The following is a 14,461-nucleotide window of genomic DNA, read 5'->3' as shown; positions in this document are numbered from 1 at the left end:
CGGTGGGGCCGCCGCGCTCATGGCTGGAACACGACGCGCAGCTCGGCCGTCGGCAACGGGGCCGAGCGGCGCGCCGTGATGCGGCCTTCTGCCTGACGCGACAGATCGGCCTGCCAGCCCGGCACCTCGCCCTGTTCACCGCGCAGCCAGCCGAACAAGGCGGCCACCGGCACGGCGGTGCCGCTGAGCTCGGTGGTGAGCTCATCCAGGCTGCCGCGCTGGGTGACCTGGCCGCCCTGGCGCAGTTCGGCGCTCTGCGGCGTCCAGACCACGGTGGCCAGGGTGTTGCCGAGTGGGGACATCAGTTGCAGTTCGCCGGCCGCAGGGGCGCCACGCAGATCGAAGCCGGCGGAGAAGGACTGCGGCGGCGTGCTGTGGATCTGCAGCGCCAGCCGGCCGCTCCAGAGTTCTTCGCCGGGTTGTGCCGCGGGGCGGGGCGGGGTGGCGCAGGCCGACAACAGGGCGGCTGCCGCGAGTGCCAGGCACCACGGCGCGGGAAAACGGCGCGCGATCATGGCTGTACTTGCAGGCGTTTCAGGGTGCTCTGCAGGGTTTCGTTGTCTGCTGCCAGCAGCAGGCCTTCGCGCCAGACCTTGAGCGCCTGCTCGCGTTGTCCGCTGACCCACAGCACCTCACCCAGGTGGGCGGCAATCTCGGGGTCGGGGCGTTTGCCGTAGGCGGCCTGCAGAATCTGCAGCGCGCGTGCGGTGTTGCCCATGCGGAACTCGACCCAGCCCAGGCTGTCCTGGATGTAGGCATCGCCCGGTGCCATGGACACTGCCTTCTCGATCAGCTGTTTGGCCTCGGGCAGGCGAAGGTTGCGCTCGGCCAGCGAATAACCCAGGGCGTTGTAGGCGTGGTGGTGGTCGGGCTTGGCCGCGATGAGCTGGCGCAGCAGGCGCTCCATGTCGGCGATCTTGCCGGCCTTCTCGGCCATCATGGCCTGGTCGTAGATCAGGTCGGTGTCTTCGGGGAATTTGGCGGCGGCTTCGGTGTAGACCTCGTAGGCCAGCTGGTATTGCTTGAGGTCGCGCAGCAGGTTGGCCTCGGCCGCGAGTTTGAGGCGCGCGTCTTCGGGGCGGCGCTCCGGCTGGTTGCGCAGCAGGGCGCGGGCCTGGGGCAGCTGGCCCTGGCGCGCCAGCAGCGACGCGCGGCGCATTTGCGCGGCCATGATGTCGTCGGCGTTTTCGATCCGGTCCAGCCAGGCGTTGGCGGTGGGGAAGTCGTTCTGTTTCTCGGCGATCTGGGCCATCAGCAGGTAGGCCTGGGTCAGGCCGCGGCTGATGCGCTCGTCGCTCGACTGGCGCGCCAGTGCCATGAACTTCTGCAGCGACGTGGTGGCCGCCGGCAGGCTGTTGTCCTGCACTTGCAGTGATGCCAGCAGCAGCCAGGGTTCGGCCTGTTCGGGCTGCCGGGTGGTCAGGGCTTCGAGCTGCGTACGCGCTTCGGCGTTGCGCTGCAGGTCGAGCAGGATGCGGGCGTAAGACAGGGCCACAGCGGTGTCGCCCGAGGTTGCGGACGATGTGCTGCCGGCCTGCAACTGTTGGCGCACCAGGGCCTCGGCGCCGTCCACATCTTGTTCCATCAGTTCCAGCGCCAGCAGGGCCGGGTAGGGCGAGGCCGGATCGGCCTTGTGCCCCTCGCGTGCCGCGGCCAGTGCCTGTGGCAGATTCTGCTGTGCGAGTTCCATGCGGCCCACGGTGGTCCATGCGGCGGCGGCGTGGAAGGCTTGTTTGAGCGAGGGCTCCAGCGCTTCACGCACCACGCTGGCGGCCAGCGCCTTGTCGGTCAGGCGACTGAAGGTCTGCGGAATGGCGTTGATGGTGTCGTTGCGCTCGGCCACCGGGCTGGCCTGCAGGATGGCTTTGAGCACCGGGCCGGTTTCGGCCACGCGGTTGAGCGCCAGCAGGATCTGCAGCACGAAGCGGTTGGCTTCAGGGCTGTTGGGCAACTCCTGTGACCAGGCTCGTGCGGCGGTCAGTGCGGCATCGCCCGAGCGGGCTGCCAGCGCCACGTCGACCGCGCGCCGGTACAGCTCGGGGTTTTTCTGTTTGCGCGCCGCATCGAGAAAGAGCGAGTAGCCCGTGCCCGGATCACCCGCCACCACGTTGAGTTCGCCGATCAACAACTGGTAGAACAGCGGCGCGTTCAGGTCGGAGTTGGTGATGGGGGCTGCACTGGCCGGGGGTGTGGTGGCCTCCGTGGGCGGCGCACCCGGTGTGGCCGGCTGCGCTGCGGCGCCAAAGGCCAGGCCCATCAGAACCAGGGTCGCTGTGCGGTGCATGGTGTTCATCGGGTCATGATAATGGGAAGGTGTACGGGTCTCCGCTTTGGGATCACAAGACCGTACCGATGTTCCTGCCGCCACAGAAAAAGCTTTCAGACATGCCCGAGTTGCCCGAAGTCGAGGTCACGCGCCGCAGTTTTGCCGACCGCATCACGGGCGCGCGCGTGCTCGCGCTGTCCATGGGCAAGGCCTTGCGCTGGCCGCTGGGCTGTGAGCCCGCCATGCTGGCCGGGCGGCTGGTGCGCGCGGTGGATCGGCGCGGCAAGTACCTGCTGGTGCAGCTGGACGAAGGCGTTCTGCTGGTGCACCTGGGCATGTCGGGCAGCCTGCAGTTTGCGCCGAACCTGCCTCCACGCGGCGTGCATGACCATGTTGAGTTGCAGACCAGCCTGGGCACGCTGCGCCTGCACGATCCGCGCCGCTTTGGCGCGGTGGTGTATGCGCCCTCGCTGGACGACGCCCGCGCGGTCAAGCTGCTGGGTGGCCTGGGCGTGGAGCCGCTGGGGCCAGGCTTTGATCCGCTGGCCTTTCACCGTGCCCTGCAGTTGCGGCGAGCACCCATCAAACAGGTGTTGATGGCTGGAGACATCGTGGTCGGGGTCGGCAACATCTATGCCTCCGAAGCCTTGTTCATGGCCGGCATCCACCCGGCGTTGCGGGCGGACCGCCTGAGCAAGCCGCGCGCGGCGCGCCTGCACGGGGCCATCGTGACGGTGCTGCAGCGCGCGGTGGTGCTGGGCGGCAGCACGCTGCGCGATTTCTCCAGCGCCGAGGGCAAGAGCGGCTACTTCCAGCTCGATGCCATGGTCTACGGACGCGAGGGCCTGCCTTGCCGGGTCTGCGGCACGCCGGTCAAGGCCATGCGCCAGGGCCAGCGCTCGACCTTCTTCTGTACGGCCTGCCAGAAACGCTGAGGCGCTGCCGGGTGAGAAGGCGGGCGGGGCGCCCGGCTGTCGGGCATGCCTGCCGGTCAGGTTTCACCCGGGTGCCGATGCTATATTGGCCCATCGACGGGGACCACGGCACATGAGCTTCAACCAGGAATTTGACCAGCATGGAATATGGCGCAAGCAGTTTGCCTTGCGCCTGAAGCTGTTGTCCGAGTGGCTGACCGACCACGATCTGATGGAGTCCGGCGTGCGCGAGCGCCTGGATCAGCTGCACAGCCAGGTCAAGAACGACAAGATCATGGTGGCCTTCGTGGCCGAGTTCTCGCGCGGCAAGTCCGAGCTGATCAACGCTGTTTTCTTCGCCGGTTATGGCCGCCGCATCATGCCGGCCAGTGCCGGTCGCACCACCATGTGCCCGACCGAGCTGGGCTACGACGCCGACGTGCCGCCCTGCCTGCGCCTGCTGCCGATCGAAACCCGCCTGCAGCCGCAGTCGCTGGTGGACTGGCGCAACGTGCCCGACAAATGGGAGCGCATCGACCTGGACGTCAATGACCCCAAACAGCTGGCGCGTGCGATCCAGAAGGTGGCCGAAGTGCGCCGCGTGCCGCAGTCCGAAGCGGCTGCCCTGGGCTTCTGGAGCGACGACGTGCCCGAGGACAACCCCTTGCCGGGTGCCGACGGCCTGATCGAGGTGCCCAAGTGGCGCCATGCCCTGATCAACATGGCGCACCCCCTGCTCAAGCAGGGCCTGGTGATTCTGGACACGCCCGGCCTCAACGCCATCGGCGCCGAGCCCGAACTCACGGTGAGCCTGCTGCCGCAGGCGCATGCGGTGGTGTTCATCCTGGCGGCCGACACCGGTGTCACCAAGTCCGACCTGACGATCTGGCGTCAGCACCTCGCGGTGTTGGGCGAAGGGCGTGAATCGCGCCTGGTGGTGCTGAACAAGATCGACACCATGTGGGACGCGCTCAGCTCGCCCGAGCAGGTGCAGCTGCAGATTGCCTCGCAGCGCACCGACTCGGCCGAAATCCTGGGCCTGGCGCCGAGCCAGGTGCTGGCCGTGTCTGCACAGAAGGGCCTGCTCGCCAAGGTGCACCGCGACAAACAACTGCTCGAAGCCAGCAAGCTGATGGAGCTGGAAAGCGCGTTGGGCGTGGACCTGCTGGGCCAGCGCCGCAAGATCCTGCGGGCGGCGGTGGCCAAGGGCATCGAGTCCTTGCGCACCGAAACCGGCCGCATGGTGCACACCCGCGCACGGGATCTGGTGGAACAGGTGCAGGAGCTCGAAGGCCTGCGTGGCAAGAACGCCGGCGTGATCAAGCAGATGCGCCTGCGCATCGAGCAGGAGCAGGCCGACTTCGACGCCAGCGGCGCCAAGATCCAGGCCGTGCGCTCGGTGCACCTGCGCCTGCTCAAGGATTTGTTTGCCATGCTCAGCATCTCGCACCTCAAGACCGAGGTAGCCACGCTGGGCAAGGCGCTCAAGCAGCCTGGCATCAAGCTGGGTGTGCGACGCGCCTACGACCACACCTTTGACCGCCTGCGCACCGATCTGGTCAAGACCGACCACATGGCTGGCGAGATCCAGTCCATGCTGGAAGGCAGCTTCAAGAACCTCAACGCCGAATACGGCTTCTCGCTGCAGGCACCGTCGCCGCCGCGCCTGGGCCACTATGTGCAGGAGCTCGATCTCATCGAGAAGAGCCACCTGCAATACCTCAGCCTGGGCAATGCGCTGCGGCTGGCCCAGCCCGAGTTCGCCGAACGCCTCGCCCGTGCTTTGATGAGCCGCCTGCGTGGTGTGTACGACACCGCGGTGAACGAGGTGGAACTCTGGAACAAGTCCGCCGCGGCCCAGCTCGACGCACAGCTGCGCGAGCGCCGCCGCAACTTCACCCGCCGCATCGAGGCGGTCTCGCGCATCCAGCAGGCTGCTGGCGGCCTGGACGATCGCATCCGCGAACTGCAGGCGCACCAGGACGACCTCAACCAGCTCGACGCCAAGCTCGCCGAGCTCACCGACCACCTGCTGGCCGCGCCCGAACAGGAACAATCCGACGAAGCCGTGGCGGCATGAGCCGCATGGTGTCCGTGCAGGAAGCCGGCGCGCTGGCGCCGCAGGCCTTGTTTGCGCCCTACCTGATCACCTGGCAGCGGCATTCCGGCCGCAGTGGCCTGCCCTGGCAACACACGCGCGACCCCTACCGCGTGTGGTTGTCCGAGGTGATGTTGCAGCAGACCCAGGTGAGCACCGTGCTCACCTACTACCCACGTTTTCTCGCGCGTTTTCCCGATGTGCAGGCACTGGCCGCGGCCGCGCCCGACGAGGTGATGGCCTTGTGGGCCGGCCTGGGTTACTACAGCCGCGCACGCAACCTGCACCGCTGTGCGCAGGCGGTGGTGCAACTGCATGGTGGTGTGTTTCCCGCCACCGCCGAAGGCCTGCAGACCCTGCCCGGCATCGGTGCCTCCACCGCCGCCGCCATTGCCGCCTTCTGCCACGGTGAACGCATCTCCATCCTGGACGGCAACGTGCGCCGCGTGCTGTCGCGCCTGCTGGCGTTTGACGGCGATCTGGCACAGACCCAGCCGCAGCGCGAACTCTGGGCACTGGCCCAGTCGCTGCTGCCTGTTGCGCCCACCCTGGACGACATGACCGCCTACACCCAGGGCCTGATGGACCTGGGTGCCACGGTCTGCCTGCGCAGCAAACCGCTGTGTCCGCGCTGCCCGGTGCAAAGCGTTTGCCGCGCGCACGCCAGCGACGAGGTGCAGCGTTACCCGGTGAAAACGCGCCGGCTGGTGCGCCGCTTCGAAAGCTGGTGGTTGCTGGTGCTGCGCAGCAGCAACGCCGATGGGAAGGCTGGCACGCGCTACTGGCTGCAGCGACGGCCCGACAAAGGCATCTGGGCTGAGCTGTATTGCCCGCCGGTGTTCGCCGACGAAGCAACATTGCTGGCCGCGCTGCCCGAGGTTTTGCACGCGCAGCTGCAAGCCCTGGCGCCGGTGGCGCACAGCCTCACGCACCGCGAGCTGCGCCTGCACCCGATGTTGCTGGAGGTGGCACCGCAGGCGGATGCCTGGCCGGCCGGCCAATGGGTGGACGAGGCGGACCTGGCGGCCTACGGTCTGCCGGCCCCGGTGCGCTTGCTGTTGCAGGCGCTGCCCGGCTGACGCTGGCGCTTGCCCGGAACCGACAGCTTTTCAGCCAGGGAGGTTGAGCACGGCTGCCACCAGGTGCGCGATGGCCAGCGTGTCAGATAGCGCGCGAACCTGGGGTCGGCCCCGCCGGGCGGTTGCTCAGGTGTGGGTTGCGGCCGGGCTGGGCGGTGTGGGCCAGTCGTCGTCTTCGCGGTGGCGCACGCGGGTGAACCAGGCGCTGCCGAAGGCCTGCGCCAGCCGCTCCACCAGATAGACCGAGCGGTGCTGTCCGCCGGTGCAGCCGATGGCAACCGTGACGTAGCTGCGGTGGTCGCGCAGCATCTGCGGCAGCCAGTGGCTGAGGAAGCTGGTGATCTGCTGTTCCATCTGCACCACCTCGGGCTGCGCCGCCAGGTAGGCCGCCACCGCCACGTCGAGCCCGGTGAGGGGTTTGAGTGCGGGCTCGTAGTGCGGGTTGGGCAGCATGCGCACGTCGAAGACGAAGTCGGCGTCCATGGGGATGCCGCGCTTGAAGGCGAAGGACTCGAACACCAGCGTCAGGGGCGCCTGCGTCGCGCCCAGCAGGTCCTTGATCTGGCTGCGCAGGCGCGTCGGGCGGATCAGGCTTGTGTCGAGCACCAGGGCCTGCTCGCGCAACTCGGCCAGCAGCTCGCGCTCGTGTTCGATCGCTTCGGTCAGCGCGCGGTGCTGGTCGGTTGCGTGCTTGAGTGACAGCGGGTGCAGGCGGCGCGTTTCGGAGAAGCGGCGCACCAGGGTGTCGGTGGTGGCGTCGAGGAACACCGTGGTGAGGTGCACCGGGCGTGTGGCGTGGCGCTGCAGCTGGGCCAGCCGCGCTGGCAGGCCGGGCAGCGAGGCGGCGCTGCGCACGTCCATGGCGATGGCCACGCGCGGGGAGTGCTGGTTCTGCTCCAGCTCGATGAAGGATTCGAGCAGTGCGGGCGGCAGGTTGTCGACGCAGTAGAAGCCCACGTCTTCCAGCGCCGTGATGGCCACGGACTTGCCGGAGCCGGACATGCCGGTGATCAGGACCAGGTGGATGGGCTTGTCGGTGATGTCGTTCATCGGGTGCTCACGCGGCCAGCATCTCGCGGGCGTGGGCCAGCGAGATCTCGGACTGTTCACCGCCACCCAGCATGCGCGCGAGTTCGCGCACCCGGATTTCGTGGGCGATGGGCGCCACCGTGCTCATGGTTTGCCGGCCCTGGGCCTGTTTGCTCACCAGCAGGTGATGGTCGGCGCAGGCGGCGACCTGGGGCAGGTGGGTCACGGCCAGCACCTGGCGGTCTTTGCCGAGCTGGCGCAGCAACTGGCCCACGGTGTGCGCCACGGCGCCACCGATGCCGGAGTCGACCTCGTCGAAGATCAGCGTCGGTGCCTGGCCGAGCTGGCTGGTGACAACCGAGATGGCGAGCGCAATGCGCGAGAGTTCACCACCCGAAGCCACCTTGCCCACCGCCTTGGGCGTGGCACCGGCGTGGCCGGCGACACGAAACTCCACCTGCTCGGCGCCGTGGGCCTGGGGTTCTTCCAGTGGCAGCAGCGCGACCTCGAACACGCCGCCCTGCATGCCCAGGGTCTGCATGGTGGCTGTGACGGCCTTCGAGAGTTTGGGCGCGGCCTTCTGCCGTTCCTTGCTGATGGCCTGCAGTGCGGCGGTGAAGCTTTTCCAGTCGGCGCGTTCGGCGCGCTGCAGGGCATCGAGGTCGAGCGCCTGATCGACCTGGGCCAGTTCGGCCTTCCACTGTGCGTGCACCTCGGCCAGTTCTTCGGGTGGGCGGCGGTAGCGCCGCGCCAGCGACACCCAGAGCGACAGGCGCTGGTCGAGCGCTTCCAGGCTGCCCGGGTCCTGTTCGGTGTGGCGTGTGTACTGGTGCAGGCTGTGTACCGTGTCCTGCACCTGCGCCAGCGCGCCTTCCAGCGCCTCGATGGCGCTGGCGAACTGCGGTTCGATGTGGGCCTGGGCCTGCAGCGCAGCGAGCGCGCGGTGCACCAGGGCGGCGGCGTTGTCATCGTCGTCGTCCAGGGCGTTGGTGGCGGTCTGCGCGGCGTCCAGCAGGGACTGCGCGTTGGCCAGCCGGCCGTGCTGGGCGTTGAGTTCGCCCCACTCGCCGGTTTGTGGTGCCAGCTTGTCGAGTTCGGTGATCTGCCAGGCCAGGCGTTCACTTTCCTGGCGCAGCGTGTTCTGTTTTTCGGTTGCCACATCCAGCGCTTTGCGCCGTTGCCGCCACTGGGCCCAGGTCTGGGCCGCGGCGCTGGTGTTGATGCCGGCATAGGCATCGAGCAGGTCGCGCACCGCCTCGGCGCGGGTCAGGCTCTGCCAAGCGTGCTGGCCGTGGATGTCGACCAGGCTGTCGGCCAGCGCCTTGAGCTGCGTCACGGTGGCGGCGCTGCCGTTGATCCAGGCGCGGCTGCGGCCTTCGGTGTCCACCGTGCGGCGCAGCAGCACACCGTCTTCAACCGGAAAGCCTTGTTCTTCCAGCCAGGGCGTGAGCGAAGCGGGGGCGTCGAATTCGGCCGCGACGTCGCAGCGCGTCGCGCCCTCGCGCACCACGCCGCTGTCGGCGCGTGCGCCCAGCGCCAGTTGCAGTGCGTCGATCAGGATGGATTTGCCGGCCCCGGTCTCGCCGGTGAGCACGCCGAAACCGTTTTCCAGCTCAAGGTCCAGGGACTGCACGATCACGAAGTCGCGCAGCACGATGCGTCGGAGGCTCATCGGTCAGGCGCCTTCGTTCCAGTGGAGTTTTTTGCGCAGCGTGTCGAAGTAACTCCAGCCCACCGGGTGGAGCAGGCGCAGCGCGTGTTCAGAGCGGCGCACCACGATGCGGTCGCCGTGCAGCAGGCTGGTGAGCGACTGCATGTCGAAGTTGGCGCTGGCGTCGCGGCCGGAGACGATCTCCACCGCGATCTCGCTGTGCGAGGGAATCACCACCGGACGATTCGACAAGGTGTGCGGCGCGATCGGCACCATCACCCAGCCGCCGATGCCGGGGTGGATCAGCGGGCCGCCGGCCGACAGGGCGTAGGCGGTCGAGCCGGTGGGCGAGGCGATGATCAGACCGTCTGCGCGCTGGTTGGCGACGAAATGGCCGTCCACCTCCACGCGCAGCTCGATCATGCTGGCCACGCTGCCGCGGCTCACCACCACGTCGTTGAGTGCGGTGGCCTGGAACACGCAGCGGCCGTCGCGCCAGACCGTGGCGGCCATCAGGGAGCGGGCGTCTTCCTGGAATTCGCCACGCAGGATGGGGCGCAGGTTCTCGCGGTAGCTGCCGAAGGGAATGTCGGTGATGAAACCCAGCCGCCCCTGGTTGATGCCCACCAGCGGCACGCCGTAACGCGCCAACTGCCGGCCGATACCGAGCATGGTGCCGTCGCCGCCCACCACCAGCGCCAGGTCGCAGGCATCGCCCATGGCCGCCACGTCCAGTGCTGGGTATTGCAGCAGGCCGGTGTTGGCCGCGGTGTCGCGCTCCAGCGAAACGTCGCAACCCTCGTCGTGCAGGAAGTGGGCGATTTCTTCCACCGCGTTGCGCGCGCCGGGCGCCTGGTACTTGCCCACGATGGCAACGTGCGCAAACCGCAGGGGGCGGTTCCAGCGGGCTGGCGCGGACCGGGTTTCAGGGGGCAGGCTCATGCGGGAAATTACAACACAGTTGTCCGTGGCGGATTGCCGCAAATGCCGTGCTGCGCAAGGGGCTGTGGCCCACCTTTCCTTAGAATGGGGCCATGTTGGATGAACGCGCCAAGTTGCTGCTCAAAGCCCTCGTCGAGCGATACATCGCCGATGGTCAGCCCGTGGGCTCACGCACGCTGGCCAAGGCCGCTGGCATGGAGCTCTCGCCGGCGACCATCCGCAACGTGATGAGCGACCTGGAAGAGCTCGGGCTGATCGCCAGCCCGCACACCTCGGCCGGTCGCATTCCCACCGCCCGCGGGTACCGCCTGTTCGTCGACACCATGTTGACCGTGCGCCGCGACAGCCTGTCGCCGGTGAGCGAGATGGGCGGCCCGGGCATTGCCGCCGGCCAGCCGCACCGGGTCATCAGCAACGCCGCGCAGATGTTGTCCAACCTGTCGCAGTTCGTCGGCGTGGTGGTGGCACCGCGCCGGGCCTCGGTGTTCCGGCACATCGAATTCCTCAGCCTGTCCGAGCGGCGTGTGCTGGTGATCATCGTGTCGCCCGAGGGCGACGTGCAGAACCGCATCATCCACACCCAGGTCAGCTTCAGCCAGCCGCAACTGCTCGAAGCCGCCAACTTCCTCAACGCCCACTACGCCGGCCTCACCATGGAAGCGGTGCGCGAGCGGCTGAAAACCGAGGTGGAGGCCTTGCGTGGCGAGATCGCAGACCTGATGAAAGCGGCGGTGGACATCGGCGCCGAGGCCAGCCAGGCGCAGGACGAGGTGGTGGTGTCGGGCGAGCGCAACCTGCTGTCGGTGAGCGAGTTCTCCAGCGACATGGGCAACCTGCGCCGCATGTTCGACCTGTTCGAGCAGAAAACCCAGCTGATCCGATTGCTGGACGTGTCGGCCCAGGCCGACGGCGTGCGCATCTACATCGGCGGCGAAAGCCAGGTCGTTCCCTACGAAGACCTGTCGGTGGTGACTGCACCTTACGAAGTCGATGGCCAGGTGGTGGGCACGCTCGGCGTGATCGGACCGCAGCGCATGTCTTACGAACGCATGATCCAGATCGTCGACGTCACGGCCAAGCTGGTGGGCAACGCGCTCAGCCACCACAAGTAGGGCGCGCCGCGCGCCCTACAATCCAGCCCTTGTCGGGCCGTTAGCTCAGTTGGTTAGAGCAGAGGACTCATAATCCTTTGGTCGTTGGTTCAAGTCCAACACGGCCTACCAGTATCCCTTGCAGGGGTTGAAAACCCCACCTCCTTCAACTTGCCTGCCTGTGGCGTTGACGGAGCACCTGGGCTCGGGATGCGTGGCAGATGAGGAACGCTCCTGGGCAGGTCGCCTGAAGGTAGAGGAGTGAAGCCTTCAAGTCCGAATGGAGTGGATCGGGCCTCGTTATCGGGCGGCCACTTCGAAATAGATTCAAGTTTGGTTCGTGTCCAGCACGAACTGCAAAAAATGCTGCTATAATTCGAGGCTTCGCGGCTGTAGCTCAGATGGATAGAGTACTTGGCTACGAACCAAGGGGTCGTGGGTTCAATTCCTGCCAGCCGCACCATATAAAAACCCGCAGCCAAAAGCTGCGGGTTTTTTCTTTTCCGCCGAGGAAGCGCCCATGAGCAAGGCATTCACCCGCGAGATCGATACCGACGATGACGACGAGCTGCCCGCTGCGCCGCCCGTGCCCGTCGGTGGCAAGAACTACATCACGCGCGCCGGCTACGACCGCCTGCGCAGCGAACTCTTTGCGCTGATCGACGAAGAGCGCCCCAGGATCGTGGAGATCGTGCACTGGGCGGCGAGCAATGGAGACCGCTCTGAAAACGGCGACTACCTCTACGGCAAAAAACGCCTGCGCGAGATCGACCGCCGCATCCGCTTCCTGACCCAGCGACTTGAAATTGCCGAAGTGGTGAATCCCTCGCTGCATTTCGGTGGCGACCAGGTGTTTTTCGGCGCCACAGTGTGTTACGCCGACGACAGCGGGCAGGAAACCACCGTCACCATCCTCGGCGTGGACGAGGTCGACAGTTCACAGGGGCAGGTCAGCTGGGTGTCGCCCGTGGCACGTGCGCTGCTCAAGGCGCGCGTGGGCGATGTGGTGCGGCTGGTGGTGCCGGGCGGTGTGCAGGAACTGGAGGTGTTGTCGGTGCAGTACCCCGCACCTGCGGACGACGCCCCCGCCTGATCTCAACGCTCAGGGTTTGTAGCGCTGGGCCTTGAGCACCGAGGTCGTGCGCTTGAGGCTGCGCAAGACTTCGGCCAGGTGCTGGCGGTCACGCACTGCCACCGAGAAACGGATGTCGGTGGCGGTCTGCGCGGGCTCATCGCCCATGTCCACATGGGTGATGTCGGCTTCGGCGGCCGCGATGCTCGAGGCCACACGCGCCAGCACACCCTTGCCATTCGTGACGGTCACGACCACCGTGGTGTCGAACGAGCGCACCGGTTCGTCGGCCCATTCCACTTCCAGGAAACGTTCGCCGTCGCGCAGCAGCAGCCGCTTGCCGGTCGGGCAGTCGTCGGCGTGGACCACCAGGCCTTCACCGCGGCCGAGGTAGCCGACGATACGGTCACCCGGAATCGGCTTGCAGCAGGGCGCGTACTGCACCGACAGGCCTTCGCTGCCGTCCAGCGTGACGACGCCTTGCGAAACCGATTCTTCCTGGCCACTGGCATAACGCTCCGTGCTGATCAGCAGGGCGTCGGGTTTCAGGCCGGTTTCGGCCAGCAGCACGGCGAGCTTTTTGCCCACCATGCTGGCGATGCGTTTGCCCATGCCAATGTCGGCCAACAGCTCCGTGCGGCTCTTGCTGCCGGTGAAGCGCAGCAGCTTCTCCCAAGTGCCCTGGTAGGTGCCCTCTTCGCTTGGCAGCGTAGCGATGCCCTCGGAGCGCAAGGCCTGGCTGAGCATGCGCTCGCCAAGCTCATGCGATTTTTCCTGCGCCACCGTCTTCAGGTGGTGCCGGATCTTGGAGCGGGCGCGGCCGGTCTTGACGAAGGACAGCCAGGACGGATTTGGCTCGGCCTTGTCGGCGGTCACGATTTCGACCACGTCGCCGTTGGCCAGCTCGGTGCGCAGCGGGCGCTGCTCGCCGTTGATGCGGGCCGAGACTGTGTGGTTGCCGACGTCGCTGTGGATGGCGTAGGCAAAGTCCATCACGGTCGCGCCACGCGGCAGCGCCATGATCTTGCTCTTGGGCGTGAACACGTAGACCGCGTCGGGGAAAAGGTCGATCTTGATGTGATCCCAGAACTCGGCGGCGTCGTGCGTTTCCTGCTGGATGTCGAGCAGGGATTGCAACCACTGCGTGCCCAGACGCTGCGACATGTCGCTGCTGGGTTCGCTGGCCTTGTACAGCCAGTGCGCGGCGACGCCGGACTCAGCCACCACGTCCATGGCGTGCGTGCGCAACTGGAACTCGATGTTGGTGCCGAAGGGGCCGACCAGTGTGGTGTGCAGCGACTGGTAGCCGTTGACCTTGGGAATGGCCACGTAGTCGCGGAACTTGCCCGGCAGCGGCTTGTACATCTGGTGCAGCACACCCAGGCCGGTGTAGCAGTCGGTCAGCTCGGGCACCACGATGCGAAAGCCGTAGATGTCGGTCACCTGCGAGAACGACAGGTGTTTGGTGTCCATCTTGCGGTACACGGAGTACAGCGTTTTTTCGCGCCCCATGATGCGCACGTTCAGGCCGTGGCCCACGAACCCGGCCTCGACCTCGCGCTGCACGCGTGCGATCAGATCTCGCCGGCGGTTGCGCGACTTGTTCAAGGCCTTGGACAGCACCTCGTAGCGCCAGGGGTGCAGGAAGCGGAAGGCCAGATCCTGCAGTTCACGGTAGGTGAAGTTCAGCCCAAGGCGGTGCGCGATCGGCGCGTAGATTTCCAGTGTTTCGCTGCTGATGCGCTGCCACTTCGAGCGCGGCATGTCGCCCATGGTGCGCATGTTGTGTGTGCGGTCGGCCAGCTTGATCAGGATGACCCGCACGTCCTTCGCCATCGCCAGCAGCATCTTGCGGAAGGACTCGGCCTGGTTCTGCTCGCGGGTGTCGAACTCCAGCTTCTCCAGCTTGGTGAGGCCATCCACGAGTTCGGCCACGGGAGCACCGAAACGCTCCACCAGATCTTCCTTGGTCACGCCGCAGTCTTCGATGGCGTCGTGCATCAGGGCCGCCATCAGTGCCTGGGCATCGAGCTTCCATTCGGCGCATTGCGCCGCCACCGCAATCGGATGGGTGATGTACGGGTCGCCGTTCTTGCGCAGCTGGCCCAGGTGGGCTTCGTCGGCGAAGCGGTAGGCCTGCCGGATGCTTTCGATGTCGGCCGGGCCCAGGTAGTCGAGCTTGCCGAGCAACGCGGCAAAGCTGGCCGCCGCCGCGCTGGCGGCCGGATGGGCTTGCTCGGGAGAAGGCGGTAGGGTGCCGGTGGCGGCCTCGCTGATCATCCTTCTACTTTAGCGCGAGACGATCAATCCCGCTGCGTC

11 protein-coding genes and 2 tRNA genes are annotated in these 14,461 nt (G+C 67.0%); 7 read left to right on the top strand and 6 right to left on the bottom strand.

The genetic code is table 11. From position 1 onward, the window contains the following. Positions 1–17: 17 nt before the first annotated feature. Positions 18–515, bottom strand: a complete 498-nt coding sequence (locus tag HPA01S_RS06465) for a lipoprotein insertase outer membrane protein LolB (RefSeq protein ID WP_066268023.1) — start codon at positions 513–515, stop codon at positions 18–20. Then, positions 512–2,293 carry a tetratricopeptide repeat protein gene (locus HPA01S_RS06460; protein WP_066268022.1) on the bottom strand — a complete coding sequence of 594 codons (1,782 nt, stop codon included), beginning with the start codon at positions 2,291–2,293 and terminating at the stop codon, positions 512–514. The genes HPA01S_RS06465 and HPA01S_RS06460 overlap by 4 nt, the downstream gene beginning before the upstream one ends. Positions 2,294–2,385: 92 nt before the next feature. Between HPA01S_RS06460 and mutM the strand changes: the two genes are divergently transcribed. The 3 genes from mutM to mutY all read left to right on the top strand — a co-directional run bounded on the left by mutM (position 2,386) and on the right by mutY (position 6,357). Then, entirely contained in the window at positions 2,386–3,201 is an 816-nt protein-coding gene (gene mutM / locus HPA01S_RS06455; RefSeq protein WP_066268224.1) for a bifunctional DNA-formamidopyrimidine glycosylase/DNA-(apurinic or apyrimidinic site) lyase, read from the top strand. A gap of 112 nt (positions 3,202–3,313) precedes the next feature. Further along, positions 3,314–5,260 (top strand): dynamin family protein, encoded by a 1,947-nt coding sequence (locus HPA01S_RS06450; RefSeq protein WP_066268021.1) that lies wholly within the window; start codon positions 3,314–3,316, stop codon positions 5,258–5,260. A 5-nt stretch (positions 5,261–5,265) separates the two neighbouring features. Beyond that, complete coding sequence (gene mutY / locus HPA01S_RS06445) at positions 5,266–6,357, top strand: A/G-specific adenine glycosylase (RefSeq protein ID WP_066268223.1); 1,092 nt, start codon at positions 5,266–5,268, stop codon at positions 6,355–6,357. A 126-nt stretch (positions 6,358–6,483) separates the two neighbouring features. On the opposite strand, the gene rapZ is transcribed toward mutY, so the two are convergent. Genes rapZ through HPA01S_RS06430 form a run of 3 tightly spaced genes read right to left on the bottom strand, consistent with a single transcriptional unit; the run spans position 6,484 to position 9,979 of the window. Beyond that, the gene (gene rapZ, locus HPA01S_RS06440; protein ID WP_066268020.1) at positions 6,484–7,407 is read right to left on the bottom strand and encodes an RNase adapter RapZ; all 924 of its coding nucleotides are present in this window, start codon (positions 7,405–7,407) and stop codon (positions 6,484–6,486) included. Positions 7,408–7,414: 7 nt separating this feature from the next. Next, positions 7,415–9,058, bottom strand: a complete 1,644-nt coding sequence (recN, locus tag HPA01S_RS06435; protein WP_066268019.1) for a DNA repair protein RecN — start codon at positions 9,056–9,058, stop codon at positions 7,415–7,417. A 3-nt stretch (positions 9,059–9,061) separates the two neighbouring features. Next, positions 9,062–9,979 (bottom strand): NAD kinase, encoded by a 918-nt coding sequence (locus HPA01S_RS06430; protein ID WP_066268018.1) that lies wholly within the window; start codon positions 9,977–9,979, stop codon positions 9,062–9,064. Between the two features lie 92 nt (positions 9,980–10,071). Between HPA01S_RS06430 and hrcA the strand changes: the two genes are divergently transcribed. The 4 genes from hrcA to greB all read left to right on the top strand — a co-directional run bounded on the left by hrcA (position 10,072) and on the right by greB (position 12,163). After that, entirely contained in the window at positions 10,072–11,091 is a 1,020-nt protein-coding gene (hrcA, locus tag HPA01S_RS06425; RefSeq protein ID WP_066268016.1) for a heat-inducible transcriptional repressor HrcA, read from the top strand. 34 nt (positions 11,092–11,125) lie between these two features. Beyond that, positions 11,126–11,202 (top strand) — tRNA-Ile (locus HPA01S_RS06420). A 254-nt stretch (positions 11,203–11,456) separates the two neighbouring features. Further along, a tRNA-Arg gene (locus HPA01S_RS06415) sits at positions 11,457–11,533 on the top strand. Between the two features lie 57 nt (positions 11,534–11,590). Beyond that, positions 11,591–12,163, top strand: a complete 573-nt coding sequence (gene greB / locus HPA01S_RS06410; RefSeq protein WP_066268014.1) for a transcription elongation factor GreB — start codon at positions 11,591–11,593, stop codon at positions 12,161–12,163. Positions 12,164–12,172: 9 nt separating this feature from the next. Here greB and HPA01S_RS06405 read toward each other — a convergent pair whose 3' ends face one another. Continuing rightward, positions 12,173–14,422, bottom strand: coding sequence for a RelA/SpoT family protein (locus HPA01S_RS06405; protein ID WP_066268012.1), 2,250 nt, complete (start codon positions 14,420–14,422; stop codon positions 12,173–12,175). Between the last annotated feature and the right edge of the window lie 39 nt (positions 14,423–14,461).

Origin of the sequence: Hydrogenophaga palleronii NBRC 102513 (genome assembly GCF_001571225.1) — a bacterium.
GTDB classification, from domain to species: Bacteria; Pseudomonadota; Gammaproteobacteria; order Burkholderiales; family Burkholderiaceae_C; genus Hydrogenophaga; species Hydrogenophaga palleronii.
The sequence above is the reverse complement of the archived record's forward strand: the minus strand, read 5'-3'. Positions and strand labels throughout refer to the sequence as shown.